Here is a 21,964-nt window from a genome sequence, read left to right as displayed (position 1 = left end):
CGGCTCATTTTCATCAGGCTTCGTCCTCCTTTTTCACCAGACCAACTTTTTTCACTTAATAAAATGATATGTCGGACGCGAAAAAACGGAACGTGCCATATGTTTTATTTTTCTTTATAGGATATTTGTTCGATGTTCAGCAGCACCGCTTTTACATCCGTCTTCGTGCCCGCGTATCCCGTTAAGGCGCTGTTTTTGCCGATTACCCGATGGCACGGGACAAAAATCGGCAGCCGGTTTCGTTTATTGGCTTGTCCGATGGCTCGCACCGCTTTCGGTTTTCCGATCGCTTCAGCCATATCGCCGTAGCTTCGGGATTCCCCGTAAGGAATCATCGTCAGCGCGTTCCACACCCTTTCCTGAAAGGGTGTGCCTTTTTGTCTAAGAGGCAGAGAGAATTGCTTTCTTTCTCCTGAAAAATATGATGCCAGCTGCTGTTTCGCCTCCGACAGCAAAGCGGTTTCGCACGGCTTTACGCCGGGTGCGTCTTTTTGCCATTCCTCAAAATCTTCCCCGGTGAGAAACAGGCCGGTAATAAAGCCCTCTTCCTCTGTTACGATAACGGTTCCAAACGGCGCTTTTACACTTGTAAAACAGATCATTCCCCGCTCCTTCTTTCTTCCGTATTCTGCCGGATCGGAAGTGTCAAATGAAAAACCGTGCCCTTCCCTTCTTCACTTTCCACATGAATGCGTCCCTGATGCTCTTCGATGATTTTATAGCTGACCATGAGACCGAGGCCCGTTCCCCTGTCTTTTGTCGTGTAAAATGGCTCGCCCAGACGTTTTAATTTGTCTTCGGAAATGCCTGTTCCTTCATCTTGAAAAGAAATCAAAATGTGGTCTTGATCAGAAGGCTGGATGGTCACATAGATATTGCCTCCGCCCGGCATGACTTCAATGGCGTTTTTTAAAATATTGATAAACACCTGTTTTAATTGATTCGGTTCACAGTAAATCGGCGGGATGTTTCCGGTCAGGTTCAGATGAATCTGCACATTGACAAGATTGGCCTGGGCATTCAAAAGATCAGCCGTGTCTTTCATAATCTGCGTCACGTCTTTTTCTTCATATAATATCGCCTGAGGTTTCGCTAAAATTAAAAATTCAGTGATGATAGACTCGATGCGTTTTAATTCTGAGGTAATGACGTTAAAGTACAGGGAATATTCGCCTTCAATGCTTCCTTGAAGAAGCTGAATGAACCCTTTCAGCGCCGTCATCGGGTTTCTGATTTCGTGGGCGATGCCCGCCGCCAGCTCCCCTACAACATGAAGAGTGTCGGATTTCCGCAGCCTCTCTTCAAGCTCTTTGGCCTCTGTGACATCTTTAAAGATGGCCAGATTCATATTTTGAATGATATTTCTTTTGAAGGAGAATTCCAGTTTGCGGCTGTCACTGCTGCTTAACAGGAAGGGGATTTCATTATCCATTCCTTCTAAATCAATCTTTCTGGCGGGAGCACCAGCGTTTTCAATATCAAATAAAGAAAGAATATCCGGAACGGTGTACGCTCTCAGCTCCTCATCCGGCATACCGAGTATACGGCTTGCGAGAGGATTCGCGTCAATAATACGGAATTGGTTGTCAAATAAGACCTTGCCGTCCATTGAGCCGTTGAATACTTTTCTGAATTTCAGCTCGCTTTCCCGCAATTCTTTTTCCATCCGCTTACGATCGCTGACATTTCTTAAAATGGTTAAATGCTGACCTTCAAGTATGGTTCGTTTTGATGTGAACTCAAGCTCTTTAAATTGGCCGTTTGCCATCTGAAACAGCATTTCTTCACGGATTTCCCCGTATTTTTCATATTTCTTCTTAATCTGCTTGTATTTTTTCTGCGGATCAACGATAAACGTACATAAATTCGTCTCCACCAGCTTATCCATCGGCAGTTCGAAAATGCGGCAAGCCGATTCGTTTGCTTTGGCAATCTTTCCGTCATCAGACCAAATGACAATCGCGTCCATGGCGTTTTCAAAAATTTCGCGGAATCGCTCTTCGCTTTTAAAGAGTTTCAATTCCATCAACCGTTTCTCTGTTATGTCTCTCATAATGGACATGTAGAACCCGCTGATTAAGTTGGACGTAATCGTAAATTCAAACAGCTTCTCTTCACCGGACCGAAGCTTGACGGGCAGTTCTCCTTTGGCGTTTCCTTTTCTGCGGAGGGTTTCCCAGATTTCTTTCAGATGCTTTTTGTTTTCTCCGTCGGTAAAATGGTGGAGCGACAGATGGGACAATTCATTCTGGCCGATCTCAAAGCTTTTGCAAAAAGAGAGGTTCGCATCAATAAACCCGCCGTCCTTATCAAACAGCACGATGCCGTCGACAGCCCTGTCAAACAAATCTTTAAACAGCTGCTCGTTCATGGAGAATTCGCGCTCTAATATTTTTTTAGAGGAGATGTCCCTCATCACCACAAAAAAATAATCCTCCCCAATTCCGTCTCTGGCGAGGAATTCAATGTATTTCGTCGCGCCGCTGTCAAGCTTAATCGGCACCTCTTTCCACAGATGGCCTTTTTTTAAAAACCTTTTCACGGCCTTATTCAGTTCTTCCTGAGGCACGGAATATAAAAAGTCCAGGACGGAGCGGTTAATAAGGCTCTCTGCCTCAATCTGCATCATCCGGGCCGCAGCCTCGTTCGCCTGGACGATTTTCATTTCCTTACGGCATATAAAAATGGCATCAAGCGTGTTATTCATAATCACATGATACCGGTTCAATTCACTCTTCAGGCGGTCATTTTCCTCTTTCATCCGCTTCAGCTGCTCTTTCAGCGACTCGTTTGTTTGCAAATCCAGAGTTTCAGCCATTCAGTACACTCCTTCTTCAAAAACCTATCCTTCAATATTTCTACAAAATACCTCATCTTCCTTCATTCGCCCTATACATTTCAGAAAATTTCAATGATATGACAAGTTAAAGTCTTTTTCTACGATCCTTACCTCCCCGTTACATCATCCTAACAATCCCTTTTGTCCTCCTTCAATTTTTTGTTTTTTATTTTAAAATGAACACCAACAGGAAATAATCATGCAGTGGATGATTTTTGAAGAGAAGGTGATGCTATGACAAAATCGCGAGACAGTTACTTTGACAACGCCAAGTTTATCTTGATTTTTCTGGTGGTGTTCGGCCATATCCTCCGGTCATTTATTAACGGAAATGAGTTTATGCTCCATCTCTACAAATTCATTTATACTTTTCATATGCCGGCCTTTATCCTGGTTTCCGGCTATTTCGCAAAAAACTTTAAGCGGAAAGGTTATGTGAAGAAGCTGGCTGTGAAGCTGATTATTCCGTACCTGATTTTTCAGGGCATTTACTCGGTTTTTTACTATTTGATTCAGGATGAAAGCATGGCAAGCGTCAATCCGATTGATCCGCAGTGGTCTCTCTGGTTTTTAGTCAGCTTATTCTTTTGGAATCTGCTGCTTTATCCCTTTACGAAGCTGCCGAAAATGTGGGCGCTTGGTGTGAGCTGCGGGCTTGCCGTCATGATTGGGTATCTTGATTTTATCAGCAGCACGCTGAGTCTTTCACGGACGTTTGTCTTTCTTCCGATGTTCCTCGTCGGGTTTTATTTGAAAAAACAGCACTTTGATTTACTTCGGGCTAAAAGGGGCAGGCAGATTGCCGCGGGCGTACTGGGGATTGTTTTCCTCTTATGCTGGTGCATTGATTTTGATTACTCGTGGCTGTTCGGATCGGAGCCTTATTCTACATTCGGCACAGTGTCGCTGTTGAGCGGTCTGTCACGGATCGGCTGGTATGTTTTGGCCTTTGCCGCCACTTTCAGCTTTTTGGCGCTCGTTCCGCAAAAGCGTTATTTCTTTACGAAATGGGGTACGAGAACGTTTTACGTGTATCTGCTGCATGGATTCATTATAAAAACGCTGCGGCAGATCGGGCTTGAAGATCACTTGTCTGATTATCAGAATTTAGTCATACTCTTAATGTTAACGGCCGCCCTTACGTCCATTCTCTCCAGCAATGCGGTGAAAACGGCCGCACAGCCATTTATTGAGCTGCGGATAACAGGCTTGCTTCAAGCGGTGAAAGGAACAAGAAACGGTGCTTATTCGAAATAATGCAAAATACCTCTTAAGCGTTGCCGCCTAAGAGGTATTTTTTATTTTTTGCCGTCTTCTTTTTTCTTCGGCTTCGTCTGTTCAAGCGTTTCAATCCATTTTCCGGCGTTATAATCACCGAGCTCGCTTGAAAACTCTTCTTCAAGCAATTTAGGGTCCATCGGCTTTTTATGGTTTTGCATGTCTTTGCTGTGGCGGTTTTTTTTCGTCATGTTACTCGCCTCCTTGTTTGCCGTGTTTTGATTTGCGGTTTGCGCCTCTCAGTCCGGGATCACCGTCGTATTGTGTTTTGTATGCATTTTTATCCATGCTCTCAGTCGGTGTGTTGTTGTTGGTCAAAGCTTCATTCTTCGCTGCTTTGCGTTTCATTTGATTTCCTCCTTCTGTCAGCAAATCTGTTTTGAATTCATTAAGCATTTTTTTTAAGTCGCGCACTGTCACGTGTTTGGCCTCATCAATGAGTTCATAGCCGATCTGTCCGTTCGGCTCAAGCAGCACATATTTAAAATCTTGAATGTCTCCGAGGCCTTCCTGCCTGATCCTCATTGACAGCTGGTCTTCGGTAAAACGCATTTTTTTTAAGTTTTCCGGGATGATTTTTCCGTTTCTGACAACGGCGACGGTTTTTCCTGAAAATAAAAACTCAAAAAAGCTTGATTTGATTTCTAAATATTCCATCAGGATCAGTACCGCAATAAAAATCGCCGCCGCGAAAATGGTTTCCCATAAATTATGTTCAATAAACGGCTGAATAATAATCGAGCCGATCGAAATCATGATGACTGTTTGGGTCACCGACAGCTGGCTGATTGATTTCCGTCCGGCAATCCGCAATAAAAAGGTACCGACCGCTATCATAACTACCGACTTCCAAAATACGGCAAACAATGACGTCACCTCTTTACAAGTAGAATCTCCAAAGAAACTGTTTCCACTCATCCATTTTACGGCAATAAAAAAACACCGCTTTCTGAAAAGCGGTGTCAGCCGATAATCATTCTTTCCTTCGGATAATGATAATTTGCTTCGATTTCTTTTCGGCCGATCAAATAAAGGAACGTCAAAATGCCGATCCGGCCGATAAACATCACAATCATGATCACACATTTTCCGATGTCGCTTAAATGCGGAGTAATCCCGAGCGACAGGCCGGTCGTTCCGAAAGCGGAACACACTTCAAAAAGCAGCCCGAGCAGCGTCTGATTTGTCTCCGTCACGGAAAGAATCAGCGTCGACCCGAACACGAGCAGAATCGCCATCATCGTAACGACCAGCGACTTCATGACATCAGCCTGATGAAGCTCGCGTTTAAAGACCTTGACCGCTTTATTCCCTCTGGCAAAATGAAACAGAGCAAGAAGGTTAAGCGCAAACGTCGTCGTACGGATTCCGCCGCCGACCGAGCTCGGTGATGCGCCGATAAACATGAGGGCACAGATGAAAAATAATGTCGGCGCCGACAGCTGGCTGATATCAATTGTTGCAAGCCCGCCGCTTCGCGTAGCGGTTGATTGAAAGAGACATAAAAATAAAACATCATGCCAGCTTTTCCCCTTCATAACATGGCTTGCTTCAAGCGCGTAAATGCCCACGGCTCCGAACAAAACGAGCATTCCGAACGTAACGGTCGTAATTTTCGTAAACAGCGTGAATGAGTATCTGCGCTGTTTTGAAAACAAAAAGTCTTTTACTTCTACGAGCACCGGAAAACCGATCGCACCGAAAATAATCAGAAGCATCGTAATAAACTGCACGAAATAGTCATGTCTGAACGGGACGAGTGAATTTCCCGTAATATCAAAACCGCCGTTTGTCGTGGCGCTGACGCTCGCAAAGAATCCGTGCAAGTACGCCTGTTCAAACGAATCATAATACGTTAAAAAATATGTTCCTAAGATGATGCCGCCTAAAAACTCGATTAATAAAATCAAAAACAGCACTTGTTTCATCAGGTTGACGATACCGGAAAACTGCGATTGATTCTGATCCACCATAATGAGCTTCCGTTCCCGCAGACCGATCCGTTTGCCCATAATGAGCCAGACGAATGTTCCGAGCGTCATAATGCCGATTCCGCCGAATTGAAGCACGAAAGCCAAAATGACAATCCCGGCCGTGCTGAATGTATCAGCCGTGTTGACGACCGTTAAACCGGTGACACTGACTGAGCTGACAGCCGTAAACAGCGCGTCTATAAACGACCAGCTGGCCCCTTGTTTGTGGGCGGCCGGCAGACTTAGCAAAATAAATGCCACCGTCACAGCAAGAAAATAATATAATGCAATCAGCTGTGCAGGCGACAAGATCTGTATGAATTTTTTCAGTTTTAATTTCATAAGATAGTTCCTTCTGCCTCTCAAATGTAGTACGTAATTATTCTAATGATATTGGGAGAATTTTTAAAGGTCTTTTTAGAAAGATTTTTCATTACCTTATGTAATTTGCCGATCTTTAAACAAAAAAACCTCTGAAACGATTGTCAGAGGTTTTGTTTATTATTTTGCTTCCAGCCTGCGGATACGCTCATCGAGATCAGGGTGTGTGGAGAACAGTGACGAATGCTTTTTGCCGTTAATTTTTAACGTCTGCACCGCCGTCTGGTCTTCTTCATTCACATGTCCTGTATAAGACTTCAGCGTACGCAGAGCGTGAATCATTTTATCCTTGCCGGCAAGGTCTGCACCGCCGCGGTCAGCGTGAAACTCTCTGTGCCGCGAGTAGGCAAAGACGACAAGACTGCCGAGAATGGAAAAGATAATCTGAAATACGATCATCGCGATAAAATGCACGACCGGTGCGAGGTCTTCTTTGACAAAGCGGCTTGCAACCCATGCCGCGATTCGGGAAAGGAATACGACGAACGTATTGACGATTCCCTGCAGCAGCGTCATCGTGACCATATCACCGTTTGTGATGTGTGCGACTTCATGGGCAAGAACCCCTTCCACCGCAGCATCATCCATCTGCTGCAATAAACCTGAAGAAACCGCGACAAGCGAACGGCGCTTAGAAGGTCCGGTCGCAAAAGCATTGACTTCCGGGGAATGATAAATGCCGACTTCAGGCATTTTCGTCATCCCTGCGGCACGGGACAATCTGTGCACACGGTCAACCAATTGCTGTTCTTCATAGCTGAGTGACTGTTTCTTCGGATTTAACACCCGGACGCCCATCATCGTTTTGGCCATCCATCTGGACATTCCGAGAGAAATAAAAGAACCGACAAAACCGACGACAAGACTGAACACGAGCAATGCCATCAGATCAATGCGGCCATTTTGTATATACGAGCCGACACCGGTAACGCTTGTAATAATCGTAAGCACAATTCCGATTGTCGTAATGACCAAAAGGTTCGTTAAAATAAACAGAAATATTCTTTTCGCCATAATTACCTCCGTCTTTTTTAAGATCAAAAGAACTTATTTAATTAAATTATAAATGATCTGTTTGAAAATGCAACAATTTCGACGTATGATGTTAATGTAATTCTCAGTGATATCAGAAAGTGAACACGTAATCAATCAGAGGTGAACCATGAACACGTTTAAACTGACCCGAACTGATATGGTCCGGCTTCTTTACGCGTTAAAAGGCCAAGGAGACGCAACTCCTCTCCAAATCTTATTGCAATCAGCGGATATGACATTGGATGAAGCGGAAAGCCGTCTGCATATCCCTGAATTTCTGACGAGATTCGAACGAAAAAAAGAGAAAAAGGAATACGGGCTTTCAACTAACGAGATTGTCGAGCTGGGAAATCTGTGCGAGCTGACGTCTTTAAAATCAACCGCCGTCCAAAACTGGGTGAAGCGCGATATTAAAGATTTAATCGGCCACCCCTTACTCGGCAAAAAATATACAATTGAACAAGCTGTCATCCTTCTCATTGTACGTGATTTAAAATCAATTTATGACTTCGAACATATACGCGGCATATTAAAAATCGCTTTTAACACGATCACAGACAGATCAGACGACGTCATCAGCCCGATCAGCTACTATGAAAGCTGCGCCCAAGTGATTGATTATCTTCATCATAAGGCAAACCCGCCGATGAAGGAAACGAGCCTGCAGGAGCTCGTTGAAGAGCAGACGGACAAGCTCAAAGGCTGCTTTAAAGAACTCGGAAGCGGACAATGGAACGATATCAGATCCATCATCGCGGTCACGGTGCTCTCCGTTTTGACTTTCCATATTCAAGCCTCAGCCTACAAAATGACCAGCCATTTATTATAATTCATAACGCTTCTTCGCCCCGGTGTCTGCGCCGGGTTTTTTTGCTGTACAACAATTGCCAGCATAATCAATACCGTTCCGTTTGAAACTAAAATGCGTAAACACATCTTGCCAGAGAAAAGGAGATGAAAAAGATGGCGAGCAGAAATAAACTCTTAGTTCCAGGGGCTGAGCAGGCACTTGACCAATTTAAATACGAAGTGGCTCAAGAATTCGGCGTGAACCTTAGCTCTGATACAGCAGCACGCGCAAACGGCTCTGTAGGCGGGGAAATGACAAAACGTCTTGTACAGCAGGCTCAATCACAATTAAACGGGAAAAATCAATAATGCAGCTTATTCGCCGGGACTTCTCGGCGAATTTTGATATTTATCGGCATTCTCCTTTCCGTGCCGGTAGCCGTTCGGATTCCTGCGGTCTGATGAATCTTCATGATGCCGATAGGAGTCCCAATGTTCATTGCGATCATGATTCCGCTGATTCCAGTAATGATTGTAATACTTTTGCTTAGGCTCTTTGTCATTTCCGTTTTCCTGAGGATTTTGTGTTGGGGGCTGCTCTGTTTCCCCATCTTGTTCCTTCTGTGTGTTTTCTTCTGATCCGGAAGCTGCATTTTTGTCGGTTTGCTGACTGCCGTCCTGACTGTCCGGCTTCGCTTCTTCCGTGCCGGGCGTCGTTTCATTGTTTTCCGGCTTCTCTGCTGCCTTTTCTTCATCAGGAGCTGTCTTTTCATCAGCCGCCGGCTTTTCTGTGTCCGGCTGCTTGCTTTGATCAGCGTCTGTTTCGGTATCTTTCTGATCTGTTTCATTGCCGTCGGTTTGCTTTTCAGACTGTTTTTCTTCTGTTTTCTTTTCGTTTCTTCTTATGTAGCTGCCTGTTGACATCCCTTCCTGTTTTGCTTTTTCTCTTGTTTCCATATCAGATTCAAGCGATTGTACCTGGTAGGTGCCCTTATATTTTTCAGTCATGTCAGCCAGCTGTTTTTTAACGCCTTTTTTATATGTATTGTCATCTGTATTTTCATAAACCGTGGAAATTAAAATCTCTTTTGATTCCTTTACATATCCATGCTTGCTGCAATCGGTAATAATATTACTGATGACTTCCTTAAAATCGCTGCTTTTCCAATCTCCGATGTCACTGATGACCTGTTTGGCGTCATGGTTCAGCGGTGTCAGTTCAATGACTTCATATTTGCTGTTTAAAGCCATTTCAATGCTGGGATTAATGTCAAGCGTCATATACGCGTAAGCTTTGTTATCAGAAAAAACCGGGAGCAAAATTAAAATAAACAAAATAATAGCAGTCATCGTAAACACTCCCAATTTAAAAGGGCGCAGTTTCAGAAAATCAAAAAAGCTGGCCCTTCTTCCCATACGCGTTTCGCCTTCGAACGTAATTTCCTCTCCGATTTCACAAGTGCGGTGATCATTTTTTGTTTTTAAAAATTGTCCGTCAGGGGTTAGCAACGTGACGAATTTTTTATTTTTCTCTACTATGATCCCTCTTCTCATGAGTGCAACACCCCTTTAAGATAATCTTTTAAATAAATATAATCACCTGTAATAATAATACTCATGGCGATGATATATTTTCGGTTCCGTTCGATCGTTTTTCTGCTGACCGACACGAGCTGCTCCAGCTGTTTGACAGGAAGCTGTTTTTTCTGGTGCAAAATGGACGCCAGCTCTTCATTTTCAACAAGCGTGTAGGCTACCTTAATCGCATTCTGCCTCGCATCTGTATGCTTCGGCGATTGTTCCAGCAGCTCTTTAAAAGACAGGCCGTATTCTTTCAGCTGCTTCTGAAAAAAAAGAATTTCTTCCCGGCGCTGTTCCTGTTCTATCTGTTTGCGGTATTCATCAATGGAAAGCTCCGCTTCGATAAGGCTCTGCGAAGATTCCTGATCGTCGCCCTCCTGCACATCCATATTGATATGCTGAGCGGTTCTTGCTTCTTTTCTGATATAGTCTATCACTTTTCTTTTTATAATCAGCTCTGCAAATGCAAGCAGCGAATTACCTTTTTCAGCCGAATACTTTTCAATGGCTTCGTTAAACGCGATCAGCCCGATGCTGAATTCGTCGTCTTTTTCATCTATATATCGTTTACAAACGGATGAAACCGTCTTCGCGATAAAAGGCTTATATTGCTGTATTAAATCGTTCTGCAGATCTTTGTCGCCTTTTTGTATTTTTTCAACAGATGTTTCAAGCGTTTGCTTCTTTTTTCCCAATTTAAACAAAAGGCTAAGCACTGGTTTCACCTCAGTTCCTCCCTATAACTACTCATAATCATAGCTAATTTAGTAGGGATTCGCAAAGGAAGAAAAAGAGAAATCGATTTCATTTGTCTCAATTATGACAAGCCAATAAGACGTACTATACATGATTTCGTGCCCCCATGCAGAATTAAGGGGGTTTTCTCTGTGTTTTTTGTAACAATGCTGTTATAAAATTGTTATCATATGTCTTAAATGTAAGCGTTTCAAACAAAAAAGGGAACCTGCTTTTTAAAAAGCCAGACTCCCTTTTTGATCATTTTACGCGTGTTCTCTTTTTTCCGATGCCGCGCCGGACTCTGTTTGTTTTGCTCCTGACATAAACCATCCGCAAACCGCAATGGCAGCCAGAACCGCCCAGAAAATGATTTTCCAGGCCGCCGAATGGATGACATCTGCCGGAATTATACCGAGTTCCTCATGGGCCAACGTATAAAGAGCGAGCTTCACGCCTACCCATCCGACAATCACAAATGCCGCCGTTTCAAGGCCCGGCCTGGTTTTCAGTAAGGATACGAACATTGATGCCGCAAAACGCATAATGATTAAACCGATTACGCCGCCGGCTAAAATAACGAGAAACTGACCGCCGTCCAAGCCGCCGATGGCGGGAAGCCGTGTTCCCGGGAGCGTTACGGCAAGCGCGACCGCCGCTAAAATGGAGTCAACGGCAAAAGCGATGTCTGCGAGCTCCACTTTCAAGACAGTCTGCCAAAACCCGCTTTCTTTCTGCTTTTTCTGACCGGCGTTATCTTTGAATACATACCGCTTCAGCAAATGGCTGACCGCAATGTAAAACAGATATAAAGCGCCGACGGCCTGGACCTGCCAAACATTCACCAGAAATGAAATGGCGAACAGCGACCCGAAACGCAAAATAAATGCGCCCGCCAATCCGTAAAATAAAGCCTTCTTCCTTTGTTTTTCTGGAAGATGCTTCACCATCACAGCCATCACCAGCGCGTTATCCGCCGCCAAAATCCCTTCCAGCCCGATTAAAACGAGAAGAACCCATCCATACTCCAATAATAATGCAAAGTCCAATCCATTCCCTCCGTTTCTTTTTTCTATCATCCGAGCTTATACCGGCGGTTTTTTTACGCAAAAAAGACCTTTGCCGATATAAGGCAAAGGTCTTGCTAGACATGAATGATTGGCATGCCAACAAAGCCGATGGATATGATCCATGAATTGACGACTTTGTTTCCGGAATATCCGGACGCTACTCCCCTTTGGGATTTCAAGAAATATTTGTTTATACGCTCATGATAAAGCCTGTTTCATCATTTGTCAACGCTTAACTTTTTTAACAAATTGAGAAATTTTTTCTGTTTTGATCCGCTGTTTTCTTCTCTTCAAAAACATCCAAAGAACGAGAAGCAACACAATGAATATACCTAGCGGCAGCGTATATTGATCGAGAATGGAACCGACGCTTTTCCAATTTTCCCCGAGTTTCATTCCGAGGTATACGTAAGCAAATGTAATCGGCAGCATCGCTGCATATGTATAGAGAGAGAACACCCAGATATTCATCTTTGCAATGCCGCACGGCAAAGAAATCAGCGTCCTGACCCCCGGTATAAAACGGCCGATGAACGCTACCAAACCTCCGTGCTTCTGAAAGAAATCATCTGATTTCTCCAGGGATTCGGATTTTATCCATATATACTTTCCATATTTCAGCAAAAACGGCCGACCGCCCAGCCTGCCGATCCCATATAAGACAAGCGGACCTGAAACACCGCCGAGTGAACCGGCAAACACGGCTCCGGCAAGCGTCATATCCCCTTTTGAGACCCAATAGCCCGCAAGCGGAAGAACAATTTCCGCCGGGATGAATTCTATACTGAGCGCCAAAAAAATTCCGGCGTAAGATAAGCTTTTAAACGCTTCAATTATTGATATGATGAAATCTTCGATGATCTATCACTCCCGGCTTACGTCTATATTCTGAAACTTAAGAATGATTTTAACACAAAACCTTGAGGCTGAAATATCTTTTAGACATGCCCTTTATAAATGTGAGTCGTTTCGGATCGGTATAGCAAGGAGGGAATGACATGCGCAATACAACATCCCGCCTTTCTCCTGATTGCTCCTGGCGGCGGTTACATCACTTAAGATCTCCGGAAAAGTTACCCTTCGCGGTAAGCGGCGGCTGACCGGAATTCAGTTCATATGGGCAGTGCGTTTTGCCGGGATCTTTGCCATCACCGAATCTGTTTTATGGGAGCGGGAAATTCTCTCAGTCACTACATGGAAATGCGTGGGCATTTCCCGGGGAATGATTCTGTATACTCTTTTTGATTATCATTGATGATTTTCGGGGACTTCAGCGCTTTAAAGAACTTACCGATTCACTGATTGTAAATAGATGAATAAGAATGCGATTTCCTTTTCAGCCGGCCATTACCGCATGAGGAAATGGAACAGCCGCTCCATGAAGCGCCGCATCACCCATAAGTTGCTACACATGGAACGGACCCGTTTATCCACAATAAAGACAAAAAGGAGTTTTTATTCATGCACACGATGTGGAAGGGTTCGATCAGTTTCGGCCTCGTCAATATCCCGGTCAAGCTCTTTGCGGCCACTGAAGATAAAGATATAAAATTCCGCAGTCTTCATAAAGAAGACCATGCGCCGATTAAATACGAAAAAATCTGCACCGGATGTGAAAAGAGTCTGGAGCCTGATGAAATCGTGAAAGGCTATGAGTATGTAAAAGGGAAATACGTCATTATGACTGACGAAGACTTGAAAGACGTAAAACAGGAACATGAAGAAAAAGCGGTTGAGATTGTTGACTTTGTCCAGCTGCAGGAAATTGATCCGATTTATTTTAACCGATCATATTATGTCGGGCCGGGAGATAACGGCACAAAAGCCTATACACTTCTGCGGGAAGCGCTGAGGACGACGGGTAAAATCGGGATTGCCTCCATTACGATCCGCTCTAAACAGCAGCTTGCGATTCTTCGCGTGTATGACAACTGCATCGTGATGGAATCCATTCATTATCCGGATGAAGTCAGAAATGCCGGACATGTGCCGGGCGTTCCTGAGCAGACAGCCGTTAATGAAAAAGAGCTGCAGACGGCGATCACGTTAATTAATGAGCTGACAACCGAGTTTGACCCGGAACAATACGAAGACACATACCGGAAAGCCCTTCTCGCCAAAATTAACGATAAGCTCGAACATGAAGAAGCGGGCGTGACACCTGCTCCTGCCGGCCCGCGAGAAGATGTCATTGATCTTGTCAGCGCGCTTCAGGCAAGCATTGACCGGACGAAGCGGCCGAATCGCGAACAGGCTGCACCGGCACGGACAAAAGACACAGCGTCAGCTGGCGGCGGAGGCAAAAAGCAGAAGACGACCAGACAAAAAGCCGGAACGTCTTAATCATGGCGCTGACGATGCAGCCGATTTTGACCTCTGTACCGCCTGAAGGCAGTGAGTGGCGCTATGAGGTAAAATATGACGGATTCCGCTGTCTTCTCCGCATAGACGAAAACGGCGTTACATTAACCAGCAGAAACGGACAGACGCTGACGAATCAATTTCCGGAAATCACGGCTTTTGCGGCCCGGTGTTTTCAGCACATGAAAGACAGGTTCCCCATTACGCTTGACGGAGAGCTTGTCTATTTAATCAATCCATACAGGGCGGACTTTGAGCATCTTCAAATCCGCGGACGTTTAAAACGGACCGAAGCAATTAAAAGCACCGCTGATAGACGGCCGTGCCGCTTTCTGGCATTTGATCTCCTCGTTCTGGAAGGCGCCGGCACCGTCTCATTACCGTATGTGAAACGGAAGCGCGCCCTTTCCAAGCTGCTTAAAGAAGCAAATCTTCCCGCCTGCCCTCATCACTTAGCGGAAGAAGCGATTCAATACATTCCGGAGCACACTGACTTTGATGCGCTTTGGGACAAGGTCGTCCGCCATGACGGAGAAGGTATCGTAGCCAAAAGGGCTTCCAGCGGCTGGTCGGAAAATAAACGGTCTCCCGACTGGCAGAAGTATAAACATATGAAAACGGCTCACGTGCTATTAACCGGATTCAATCCGAAGAACGGGTATGTGACGGCCTCTGTTTTAAAAGGCGGCACCGTCGTCCCGATCGCTTCCGTTTCCCACGGAATGCAGGCGGAAGAAAAAAACGCCGTCAGAACCATTATGGAGACCTACGGAAAAAAACAAAAAAGCGGCGAGTATACACTTGAGCCTTCTATCTGCATGACCGTGCAGTATTTAACCATAATGCAGGACACGCTGCGTGAAGTATCTTTTGTTTCTTTTCAGTTTGAAATGGATTGGACGGAATGCACGTATCAGCAGCTTATCCTCCGCTCTAAAACGCTGCCGCCGAAGCTGCAGTTCACAAGCCTGGATAAGATCGTTTTTAAAAAACATGAAAAAACGAAAGCAGATTTCCTTAGTTATATGGTGAAAATGAGCGATTTTCTTATGCCCTTTCTTAAAGATCGGGCCGTCACGGTGATCCGTTATCCGCACGGCGCGCCTGGCGAATCTTTTTTTCAAAAAAACAAACCGGACTACACGCCGGACTTTGTCTCAAGCGTGTTTGACGGGAGCCACGAGCACATCGTATGCAGCAGCATACCGTCACTTCTATGGCTGGCTAATCAGCTGGCGCTTGAATTTCACGTTCCGTTTCAGACAGTGCATTCTGAAAGGCCCGCAGAAATCGTCATTGATCTTGATCCTCCGTCAAGGAATGATTTTCCCATGGCAGTGGAGGCTGCGCATGTGCTGAAACAGCTGTTTGACTCATTCAGCATGACGTCATTCCCGAAGCTCTCCGGAAATAAAGGCATTCAGCTCTACATCCCGCTTTCACCGGAAGCATTCACCTATGAAGAAACCCGTGCGTTCACAATGCTCATCGCCGATTATTGCGTCAGGACGCGCCCGGATCTTTTTACGACAGAGCGGTTTATCAAAAACCGAAACGGCAGGCTCTACCTAGATTATTTGCAGCATGCCGAAGGGAAAACCATTATCGCCCCCTATTCGACCCGGGGCAACGAATTGGGAACGGTTGCGGCTCCCCTTTATTGGAGCGAAGTCAACTCCTCTTTAACACCTGATGATTATACGATCGATACAGTAGTGAACCGCGTCAGGACAGAGGGAGATCCGTTTTATGATTTTTACCGGAATCCGCAGGACGGCCCGCTTTCAATCGTGCTTGAGCAAATCAAGAGAAAGAGCTGACGCTTTTTGTCAGCTCTTTTCAGTCTGATACGTGCACATCAATTTTTCTTTGGAAATAAATAAATAGCAGGAGTAAGGAATGTTTTTGAGGGTGAGCTGTTTTGCAGTAAAGTATAAAATGGGAATATGGGCCGCTTTCTTAAACAGCCTGTAGCAGCCGCTGGACGGTTTTATCACATCAAAACCGAGTCTCGCCGCTCCTTTATGAAGCATTGTAATGCCGACGACTCCCTTAATCTCGTCTTTCCGGTTATGCTGGTTAATATAATCCGCTAAATGAGGCATGGATTGATATACCTTCTGATATAGCATAATCCCCCTTCTGACCGCGCTTTCAATAGGCTGCAGCTCTTTCAGGAGTTTGACATTATGAAGATGAATCTTAACTAACACGTCGTTTTTTTTAATTCTGGTTCCGTCGCTCAGGATGACTTCTTTTCCTTTATATCTAGTCAAACGGACGCGGAATACATTCGATTGCCGTTTATCAATCAGCGTCAGCCGGGTAAAGAAGAAATAAAGCGGATCAAGTAAGTACCATATAGACAGCAGACAGCTTCTCACATGTTCACCTTCTTTATATTCAAAGCACCCTCATATTTTGGCATGGGGCATGTCACATTATGATTGGTAAATAATGATGCCGCCCTGTATCAGCTTATGCAAAAACCGCGTCAGGCTCTACTGTCCGGAACATAAAAAAAACACTCTTCGTGAAGAAGAGTGTCTGTATCCGCTTTCTTTTAACGGAAAAGCAAATGCTGGCTGTGAATTCCCGCTTTTTTCAGTAAGGCTATCAGCTGTTCCTGTTCCTCAGGCATAAGTCCTGAAAACGCTCTCGCAATTCTCAATGAATGAATCGGATAAATTTTATCCAAATACTCGTTTCCTTTATCAGTTAAATGGGCGTAAACAGACCGTTTGTCCTTCGGGTCTTGTTCTCTGACCAAAAACCCGTTTCTTTCAAGCTTGTCGATGACATAGGTGACATTCCCGCTGACAAGCAAAAGACGCGACCCGATTTGCTGAAGCTTTTGCGGTCCTCTCGTATAGAGCAGCTCCAAAACGGCAAATTCAGTCGGATTAAAACCGTGTTCTTTACTGTCGCGGATACTGTGTTCAGACACACTCTTGAAAGCCCTTGCAAAAACTTTGTACAAATTCATCGAACGCATCACTTCTTCTTCGTTAAATGATAATCTCATCATATCTACCCCGTATTTAAGATTTTTATAAAAAAATAATGTAAACCCTTACAATTCATAAGAGTCGTTCTTTGTTTTATATTCTATTCGTGCCGTTTTTCAGAATTCCTTCTTTTTTATATAAAAAAATACCCTTATACATCATTTAATTTGTATAAGGGTTCCGTTCTTTATAGGGAATGTTCCGAAAAAAATACGCGTATTCCTTTCTCAGCTCCGTAATTGTCATGGAATTGAGTATTTCTTTCGTATAGACTCCGATCTGCAGAAGCTTTTTGGAATAATGGTTTCTCTCTTTGTCCAATGCATTTTGAAGCAAACGACTCATGACGGCCTCCTTTGTTTTCCGTTATTCTATGATCAGAATAACGCTTTTATATCAAAGACGTATAAAGCCATTGTAAAACTTCTGTAGATTATGATGTTTTTCGGTAAAGACCGTTCTGGACGGCTCTGAGCAGCGGAAAAGCGTGTTCCCCGGCAAGCTCCATGAACGCCTCCAGCATTTCATCGCGTTTCATATCTAATTCAATGATTTCTTTTGCCAGCGAAACCGCTTTTTCTTTCTCCATTCCTATCCTTCCTCCTCATTGTGTCTGTATAATACAGAATAAAACGGGGCACAGGACCATGCATTAACCTTGTCAATTTTTCTGCCGCTTTTTTTCTAAAATTTTCTATTTCGCGTCAGAAAACCTGACAAGCGTCAGGTTTTTTCTCTTTTTTTCTTATATAATATGAGTAAAAGACATCCAGGGGTGGAAAAATGACGACAGACGAACAATCTTACAAAGATAAAAAAGTAATCTCGATCGGCATTGTAAGCGAATTAACCGGATTGTCAGTCAGACAGATCAGATACTATGAAGAACGGAAATTAATCTACCCGCAGCGATCATCACGGGGAACGAGAAAGTATTCCTTCGCGGACGTTGAGCGGCTGATGGATATTGCCAACAAGCGGGAAGACGGCGTGCAGACGGCTGAGATTTTAAAAGACATGCGGAAAAAAGAACAGGCTCTCAAAAACGACCCGCAGCTCCGCAAAAAAATGCTGGAAGGACAGCTTAATGCTCATTTTAAGTATAAAAACCGCTGATCAAAAAAGTCCGCCTCCTGTGAGACGGACTTTTTTTATAAAGCATGAAGAAATGCAGTTGCAATGCCGAAATAAATTAATAAGGACAAAATATCGTTCAGCGTCGTAATCAGCGGGCCTGACGCAATCGCCGGGTCAATGTTCAGTTTATGAAGAATAATAGGGACGATCGTTCCGGCCATCGTACCGATAATCAACGTTGCAAGCAGCGATGAACCGACGACAAAACCGAGCGTTAAGTCTTTCTGCCAGACGGTTGCGACAATCGTTATCGCGATCGCACAGACGATGCCGATGTAGATACCGGTTCTTAATTCACGGAAAATCAGTTTAAAAATGGTTTTTTTATTCATTTCTTCTTTAGCCAGTCCTCTGATGACGACGGCGAGTGACTGTGTGCCTGTATTACCCGTCGTTCCCGCGATCATCGGCATGAAAAACGCGAGGGCGACTACTTTTTGCAATGTATCTTCAAAATAATTCAGAATGCTTCCGGAAATCAATCCGATAAACAAAAGCAGAATGAGCCACGGCAAACGTCGGTACGCCGCCACGTATGCTTTCGTATCAAATGTAATCGCCTTACCGGAGGCTGCGAACTTTTCGTAATCTTCATCGGCTTCTTTAATCACGACGTCAATAATATCATCGACAGTGACAATACCGACAAGCACATTATTTTCTTCCACGATGGGAATGGCTAAAAAGTCATACCGCTGGATCAGCCGGGCGACTTCTTCCTGGTCTTGGAGCACCCCGGCCGAGATGACACGCGTAAACATGAGATCCTGCACTTTATCGTCAGGCTCGCCGAGAATTAAATCTCTGTAAGAGAGCACCCCGACAAGCTGCTTGCTGTCATTAATCACGTACAAGTAGTTAATTGATTCTGCGATTTCCGCAAAGCTTTTCAGCTTCACGACCGCATCTTTTACTGTATAATGCTGCGGAATCCAGACGAAGCGGTTCGTCATCATCCGGCCCGCCGATTCTTGCGGATAGTTCATCAAAAGCTGTACGGCCTTTGATTCCTCAGCCTCCATACTGGATAAAAGCTGTTCTTTCAGTTCTTCATCCATCTCTTCCAGCAATGCGGCGAGATCGTCGTTATCCATTTTATTCATTGCGAGAGTGGCTTTCGTTTTACCGACTTTATGCAAAACGGCAAGCTGAAATTCCCGCTCCAGCTCTCCGATCATGTCGGTGATGTCATCAACCGTCATATATGACAGATAGCGGGCCCGGTGCTTTTCCGGCATTTCTTTAAATAAAAATGCCATGTCATAGGGCTGAAGCTCATCTATCATGTTTCGGAATTCTTTTATTTTTCCGTCCCGCAATAAAATGATAATGCGTAATATGAGTTCGTCATAGGTCATGTTTTGGACCATCGGGACTCGTACCTCCTTTACGGAGACGCGCCGTCCGTCAAGGGAAGTGCGGCGGTTTGTCTCCTCATCATGTCGTCACTGGTTATCTGGCTGTATATGGGTACTTCTTCTGACATACTCGAATGGGGAGAATCCATACTCCGCACCTCCTTATCATGCTCAGTCGTGTACGTTTTGAGGCATAAAAAAAACCTTCCGATATGAAGGCGAAAACAAGCACGGCAAATAAACGTGCGGGGCCTCCAATCGTAGAGCTTTAGCACTGTATGGCATAGGACAGCCATCCAGCTGCGTTAAGAATCACCTTATGTCGATGATTCCTGTTGACCCATTGGCGTCTTTGGACATTTTTGGGCAGCAGCGTATCTCCATACAGGAGCCTCACCTAACGAAGTTCTTATTTGAATTGACACACTGAGATTACAGAAAAAAAAGGAATGTGTCAACCTTAAATTTGTGATTTCAGCACATGCCTATAAAATAAACGGAATAAAGGCATAAAACCCTTATTCCGGCAAATCGCTTTCATCCTCTTCTGAAAGGAAATGATAGGATTCATGCAGCATGAGCGCGTATTCCCCTTCTTTCGTCGGGTGCGGTACATACTCAGCCTCGTTGATATACTGCTCTTCCCTTTTCTTCATATGACAGACCTCCTTTTCAATTTTAGATTGTCCAAAAGAAGCTCCGTTATCATAGGAAAGAAAAAATCACTTGCGGGGCGGGACATGCAGCTATATTTTTCGGATCGTGAAAAAGTTCCTAAGCAGCCACGGGCCCGGTTTGAAACCGAGCGTTAATTGCCACGCGCCGATCGCCTGCAGTCCGAACTCCCGAACGAGTACCATTTTTTCACTCATGCTCCGTACATCCTCAAACCACACTTCATGCGTTCTTCCATTTTCATCAGTATACCGGAAGTAAGGGGAACGCTCCTGCTGGGAATAACGGATCATTGATTGATGCTTCATCGCCGTTTCCATGGCGCGCTGATTGGAGATGGCGGATCCGATCGTTCCCGGACGGTACGGAATCACCCAATCATACCCGTACAGCGGAACACCGAGAATCACTTTTCTTCTCGGCACCCTGCTGATGGCAAAATTGATCGTTTGCCTGACCTCTGTTAAAGGCGCCACGGGTCCCGGCTCACTGCCGGCGTGGTGCCAGTCGTACGCCATAATGAACATATAATCGACGACGGCTCCGATTCCGCCGTAATCATATCCCCTCAGCCACGGCACTGCATCACTTGTTTTCGCCGGAACCGATATCGTTAACGCGAGCTGATGCTCTGAAAGCCGGGTTTTTAACTGCCGGAGAAATCCTGTGAAGAGATCCCTGTCAGCTTCTCTGACCCGTTCAAAATCGATATTTACACCGCCGTATCCCTTTCTTACGGTTAAGGAGACGATATTGTTGACGAGATTCGTTCTTGCCGCCGGATTTTGCAGCACTTGATGGGCTAATTCCGGACTGAATCCCCCTTCTGTCAGATTCGTAATGACGGCAAGCGGGCGCACTCTGTTCTGCCATGTGGTTTCTATTGCGGTTCTGTCGTTTAAATCGTTCATGATATCTCCGTTCGGGCCGAAATGATATTCAAACAAAGAAATCGCCGAAGAATACGGCGCAAAATCATTAATGAGCTCTCTATCCGCTTCAGGCGTCCGAATGACATAAAATTGCAGGGTTCCCGCAAGATAGTTAGAGATATCAGGGATCTTCACTTTCATACCCGTCCGCAGCCGGTTCGGCGGAATATCCGGGTTTGCCTGCATCAGCTGCATCTGCGGCACATAAGCCTTACCTGCGATAACGGCATACGTATCATTCGGCTGAACCGTATATTCATTAATGGGGATTAAAAGCGCCTGCCCCGGCACGATATTCGTTTCCTCAAGCCCGTTGACACTTCTGATGCTGTCAACAGGATATCCGTACTTTCTGCTGATGGAAAATAACGAGTCGCCAGACTGGACTGTATGAACAAACATAGATGTCCTCCGTTTCCTTTTGATCAAAAGGGGTCTTCTTATCTTTATGAATGATCCTCCGGTCCGATTCCAAACTCTGTTCGGAGAAAGGCTGTTTACAAATCAGACATGATCAACTATGATGATGTCATCATAAAAAACTGTATAGGAAACGCACTAGGGGTGCTGTTATCGGCTGAGATAAAACATGCGGCAAGCGTGTTTTGATCCCTTATAACCCGATCTGGATAATACCAGCGTGGGGAAGTGCAGATTGACCGGAGCGCAGGGTTTTTCCCCATGCGTTTTCGTTCTGCTGCTGCATATTCCCTCGGATATGCAGTTTTTTATTTTCCATTAAAAAACGGGGGAGGACACCGCAATATGAAACTTACGATCAATCGTCTTTCGTAAAATCAACTCTTTCATAC

General features: G+C 44.8%; 23 protein-coding genes and 2 riboswitches. Of the genes, 6 read left to right on the top strand and 17 right to left on the bottom strand.

Going from position 1 to position 21,964, the window contains the following annotated elements; genetic code table 11:
• Positions 1 to 104: 104 nt before the first annotated feature.
• Positions 105 to 602 carry a methylated-DNA--[protein]-cysteine S-methyltransferase gene (locus tag ACWJJX_RS02385; RefSeq protein WP_146276632.1) on the bottom strand — a complete coding sequence of 166 codons (498 nt, stop codon included), beginning with the start codon at positions 600 to 602 and terminating at the stop codon, positions 105 to 107.
• Entirely contained in the window at positions 599 to 2,818 is a 2,220-nt protein-coding gene (locus ACWJJX_RS02380) for a PAS domain S-box protein (RefSeq protein WP_454022702.1), read from the bottom strand. The genes ACWJJX_RS02385 and ACWJJX_RS02380 overlap by 4 nt, the downstream gene beginning before the upstream one ends.
• A 255-nt stretch (positions 2,819 to 3,073) precedes the next feature.
• On the opposite strand from ACWJJX_RS02380, the gene ACWJJX_RS02375 reads away from it, so the two are divergent.
• Positions 3,074 to 4,096 carry an acyltransferase family protein gene (locus ACWJJX_RS02375; protein ID WP_454022701.1) on the top strand — a complete coding sequence of 341 codons (1,023 nt, stop codon included), beginning with the start codon at positions 3,074 to 3,076 and terminating at the stop codon, positions 4,094 to 4,096.
• 41 nt (positions 4,097 to 4,137) lie between these two features.
• On the opposite strand, the gene ACWJJX_RS02370 is transcribed toward ACWJJX_RS02375, so the two are convergent.
• The 4 genes from ACWJJX_RS02370 to htpX all read right to left on the bottom strand — a co-directional run bounded on the left by ACWJJX_RS02370 (position 4,138) and on the right by htpX (position 7,485).
• Positions 4,138 to 4,308 (bottom strand): hypothetical protein, encoded by a 171-nt coding sequence (locus ACWJJX_RS02370; protein ID WP_003154711.1) that lies wholly within the window; start codon positions 4,306 to 4,308, stop codon positions 4,138 to 4,140.
• A 1-nt stretch (position 4,309) separates the two neighbouring features.
• The gene (locus ACWJJX_RS02365) at positions 4,310 to 4,984 is read right to left on the bottom strand and encodes a DUF421 domain-containing protein (protein WP_326374949.1); all 675 of its coding nucleotides are present in this window, start codon (positions 4,982 to 4,984) and stop codon (positions 4,310 to 4,312) included.
• A gap of 95 nt (positions 4,985 to 5,079) precedes the next feature.
• Positions 5,080 to 6,432, bottom strand: coding sequence for a TrkH family potassium uptake protein (locus tag ACWJJX_RS02360; RefSeq protein ID WP_014304894.1), 1,353 nt, complete (start codon positions 6,430 to 6,432; stop codon positions 5,080 to 5,082).
• A gap of 159 nt (positions 6,433 to 6,591) precedes the next feature.
• Positions 6,592 to 7,485, bottom strand: coding sequence for a protease HtpX (gene htpX, locus ACWJJX_RS02355; protein WP_007407207.1), 894 nt, complete (start codon positions 7,483 to 7,485; stop codon positions 6,592 to 6,594).
• Between the two features lie 148 nt (positions 7,486 to 7,633).
• Between htpX and ACWJJX_RS02350 the strand changes: the two genes are divergently transcribed.
• Both ACWJJX_RS02350 and ACWJJX_RS02345 read left to right on the top strand, forming a co-directional pair.
• Positions 7,634 to 8,335 carry a DUF1836 domain-containing protein gene (locus tag ACWJJX_RS02350; protein ID WP_025851714.1) on the top strand — a complete coding sequence of 234 codons (702 nt, stop codon included), beginning with the start codon at positions 7,634 to 7,636 and terminating at the stop codon, positions 8,333 to 8,335.
• A 134-nt stretch (positions 8,336 to 8,469) separates the two neighbouring features.
• Entirely contained in the window at positions 8,470 to 8,664 is a 195-nt protein-coding gene (locus ACWJJX_RS02345) for an alpha/beta-type small acid-soluble spore protein (RefSeq protein ID WP_003154717.1), read from the top strand.
• A gap of 6 nt (positions 8,665 to 8,670) precedes the next feature.
• On the opposite strand, the gene ACWJJX_RS02340 is transcribed toward ACWJJX_RS02345, so the two are convergent.
• The 4 genes from ACWJJX_RS02340 to ACWJJX_RS02325 all read right to left on the bottom strand — a co-directional run bounded on the left by ACWJJX_RS02340 (position 8,671) and on the right by ACWJJX_RS02325 (position 12,476).
• Complete coding sequence (locus ACWJJX_RS02340; protein WP_003154718.1) at positions 8,671 to 9,849, bottom strand: anti-sigma-I factor RsgI family protein; 1,179 nt, start codon at positions 9,847 to 9,849, stop codon at positions 8,671 to 8,673.
• Positions 9,846 to 10,601, bottom strand: a complete 756-nt coding sequence (gene sigI / locus ACWJJX_RS02335) for an RNA polymerase sigma factor SigI (RefSeq protein WP_003154719.1) — start codon at positions 10,599 to 10,601, stop codon at positions 9,846 to 9,848. Before sigI ends, ACWJJX_RS02340 begins: the two co-directional genes overlap by 4 nt.
• A 276-nt stretch (positions 10,602 to 10,877) precedes the next feature.
• Positions 10,878 to 11,660, bottom strand: coding sequence for a TerC family protein (locus ACWJJX_RS02330; RefSeq protein ID WP_025851720.1), 783 nt, complete (start codon positions 11,658 to 11,660; stop codon positions 10,878 to 10,880).
• Positions 11,661 to 11,906: 246 nt separating this feature from the next.
• The gene (locus ACWJJX_RS02325) at positions 11,907 to 12,476 is read right to left on the bottom strand and encodes a DedA family protein (RefSeq protein WP_454022700.1); all 570 of its coding nucleotides are present in this window, start codon (positions 12,474 to 12,476) and stop codon (positions 11,907 to 11,909) included.
• A gap of 666 nt (positions 12,477 to 13,142) precedes the next feature.
• Between ACWJJX_RS02325 and ku the strand changes: the two genes are divergently transcribed.
• Both ku and ACWJJX_RS02315 read left to right on the top strand, forming a co-directional pair.
• Entirely contained in the window at positions 13,143 to 14,024 is an 882-nt protein-coding gene (gene ku, locus ACWJJX_RS02320; RefSeq protein WP_003154722.1) for a non-homologous end joining protein Ku, read from the top strand.
• A 2-nt stretch (positions 14,025 to 14,026) separates the two neighbouring features.
• A complete protein-coding gene (locus ACWJJX_RS02315; protein ID WP_454022699.1) occupies positions 14,027 to 15,862 on the top strand; it encodes a DNA ligase D in 1,836 nt (611 codons plus the stop codon).
• A gap of 9 nt (positions 15,863 to 15,871) precedes the next feature.
• Here ACWJJX_RS02315 and ACWJJX_RS02310 read toward each other — a convergent pair whose 3' ends face one another.
• The 4 genes from ACWJJX_RS02310 to ACWJJX_RS02295 all read right to left on the bottom strand — a co-directional run bounded on the left by ACWJJX_RS02310 (position 15,872) and on the right by ACWJJX_RS02295 (position 17,639).
• On the bottom strand, positions 15,872 to 16,426 hold the full coding sequence (locus tag ACWJJX_RS02310) for a YkoP family protein (protein ID WP_454022698.1): 555 nt from the start codon (positions 16,424 to 16,426) through the stop codon (positions 15,872 to 15,874).
• 179 nt (positions 16,427 to 16,605) lie between these two features.
• Complete coding sequence (locus tag ACWJJX_RS02305; RefSeq protein ID WP_007610911.1) at positions 16,606 to 17,070, bottom strand: MarR family winged helix-turn-helix transcriptional regulator; 465 nt, start codon at positions 17,068 to 17,070, stop codon at positions 16,606 to 16,608.
• Positions 17,071 to 17,212: 142 nt separating this feature from the next.
• Entirely contained in the window at positions 17,213 to 17,395 is a 183-nt protein-coding gene (locus ACWJJX_RS02300) for a Fur-regulated basic protein FbpA (RefSeq protein ID WP_003154731.1), read from the bottom strand.
• Between the two features lie 88 nt (positions 17,396 to 17,483).
• A complete protein-coding gene (locus ACWJJX_RS02295) occupies positions 17,484 to 17,639 on the bottom strand; it encodes a hypothetical protein (protein ID WP_454022697.1) in 156 nt (51 codons plus the stop codon).
• A gap of 194 nt (positions 17,640 to 17,833) precedes the next feature.
• On the opposite strand from ACWJJX_RS02295, the gene tnrA reads away from it, so the two are divergent.
• Positions 17,834 to 18,166, top strand: coding sequence for a MerR family transcriptional regulator TnrA (gene tnrA / locus ACWJJX_RS02290; RefSeq protein WP_003154734.1), 333 nt, complete (start codon positions 17,834 to 17,836; stop codon positions 18,164 to 18,166).
• 35 nt (positions 18,167 to 18,201) lie between these two features.
• Here the strand turns inward: tnrA and mgtE are convergent, their stop codons facing one another.
• The 3 genes from mgtE to ACWJJX_RS02275 form a co-directional block, all read right to left on the bottom strand.
• On the bottom strand, positions 18,202 to 19,557 hold the full coding sequence (gene mgtE, locus ACWJJX_RS02285; protein WP_014304888.1) for a magnesium transporter: 1,356 nt from the start codon (positions 19,555 to 19,557) through the stop codon (positions 18,202 to 18,204).
• 234 nt (positions 19,558 to 19,791) lie between these two features.
• Positions 19,792 to 19,957, bottom strand: a riboswitch (M-box (ykoK) riboswitch).
• Between the two features lie 106 nt (positions 19,958 to 20,063).
• Positions 20,064 to 20,201: a transcriptional regulator SplA domain-containing protein gene (locus ACWJJX_RS02280; RefSeq protein ID WP_003154740.1), complete on the bottom strand. Its 138-nt coding sequence runs from the start codon at positions 20,199 to 20,201 to the stop codon at positions 20,064 to 20,066.
• 90 nt (positions 20,202 to 20,291) lie between these two features.
• Positions 20,292 to 21,554: a glycoside hydrolase family 18 protein gene (locus tag ACWJJX_RS02275; protein WP_070081707.1), complete on the bottom strand. Its 1,263-nt coding sequence runs from the start codon at positions 21,552 to 21,554 to the stop codon at positions 20,292 to 20,294.
• Between the two features lie 148 nt (positions 21,555 to 21,702).
• Positions 21,703 to 21,816, top strand: a riboswitch (TPP riboswitch).
• Positions 21,817 to 21,964 lie beyond the last annotated feature (148 nt).

The sequence above is a fragment of the Bacillus sp. YH3-2-B2 genome (assembly GCF_053663335.1).
The sequence above is the reverse complement of the archived record's forward strand: the minus strand, read 5'-3'. Positions and strand labels throughout refer to the sequence as shown.

Coding starts and splice junctions, on each gene's coding strand:
- ACWJJX_RS02385 (WP_146276632.1), bottom strand. CDS start 602: ATGATCTGTTTTACAAGTGTAAAAGCGCCGTTTGGAACCGTTATCGTA.
- tnrA (WP_003154734.1), top strand. CDS start 17,834: ATGACGACAGACGAACAATCTTACAAAGATAAAAAAGTAATCTCGATC.
- ACWJJX_RS02300 (WP_003154731.1), bottom strand. CDS start 17,395: ATGAGTCGTTTGCTTCAAAATGCATTGGACAAAGAGAGAAACCATTAT.
- ACWJJX_RS02350 (WP_025851714.1), top strand. CDS start 7,634: ATGAACACGTTTAAACTGACCCGAACTGATATGGTCCGGCTTCTTTAC.
- ACWJJX_RS02305 (WP_007610911.1), bottom strand. CDS start 17,070: ATGATGAGATTATCATTTAACGAAGAAGAAGTGATGCGTTCGATGAAT.
- ACWJJX_RS02370 (WP_003154711.1), bottom strand. CDS start 4,308: ATGACGAAAAAAAACCGCCACAGCAAAGACATGCAAAACCATAAAAAG.
- ACWJJX_RS02380 (WP_454022702.1), bottom strand. CDS start 2,818: ATGGCTGAAACTCTGGATTTGCAAACAAACGAGTCGCTGAAAGAGCAG.
- ACWJJX_RS02315 (WP_454022699.1), top strand. CDS start 14,027: ATGGCGCTGACGATGCAGCCGATTTTGACCTCTGTACCGCCTGAAGGC.
- ACWJJX_RS02340 (WP_003154718.1), bottom strand. CDS start 9,849: ATGAGAAGAGGGATCATAGTAGAGAAAAATAAAAAATTCGTCACGTTG.
- ACWJJX_RS02345 (WP_003154717.1), top strand. CDS start 8,470: ATGGCGAGCAGAAATAAACTCTTAGTTCCAGGGGCTGAGCAGGCACTT.
- ku (WP_003154722.1), top strand. CDS start 13,143: ATGCACACGATGTGGAAGGGTTCGATCAGTTTCGGCCTCGTCAATATC.
- htpX (WP_007407207.1), bottom strand. CDS start 7,485: ATGGCGAAAAGAATATTTCTGTTTATTTTAACGAACCTTTTGGTCATT.
- ACWJJX_RS02275 (WP_070081707.1), bottom strand. CDS start 21,554: ATGTTTGTTCATACAGTCCAGTCTGGCGACTCGTTATTTTCCATCAGC.
- mgtE (WP_014304888.1), bottom strand. CDS start 19,557: ATGGTCCAAAACATGACCTATGACGAACTCATATTACGCATTATCATT.
- ACWJJX_RS02375 (WP_454022701.1), top strand. CDS start 3,074: ATGACAAAATCGCGAGACAGTTACTTTGACAACGCCAAGTTTATCTTG.
- ACWJJX_RS02280 (WP_003154740.1), bottom strand. CDS start 20,201: ATGAAGAAAAGGGAAGAGCAGTATATCAACGAGGCTGAGTATGTACCG.
- ACWJJX_RS02360 (WP_014304894.1), bottom strand. CDS start 6,432: ATGAAATTAAAACTGAAAAAATTCATACAGATCTTGTCGCCTGCACAG.
- ACWJJX_RS02295 (WP_454022697.1), bottom strand. CDS start 17,639: ATGGAGAAAGAAAAAGCGGTTTCGCTGGCAAAAGAAATCATTGAATTA.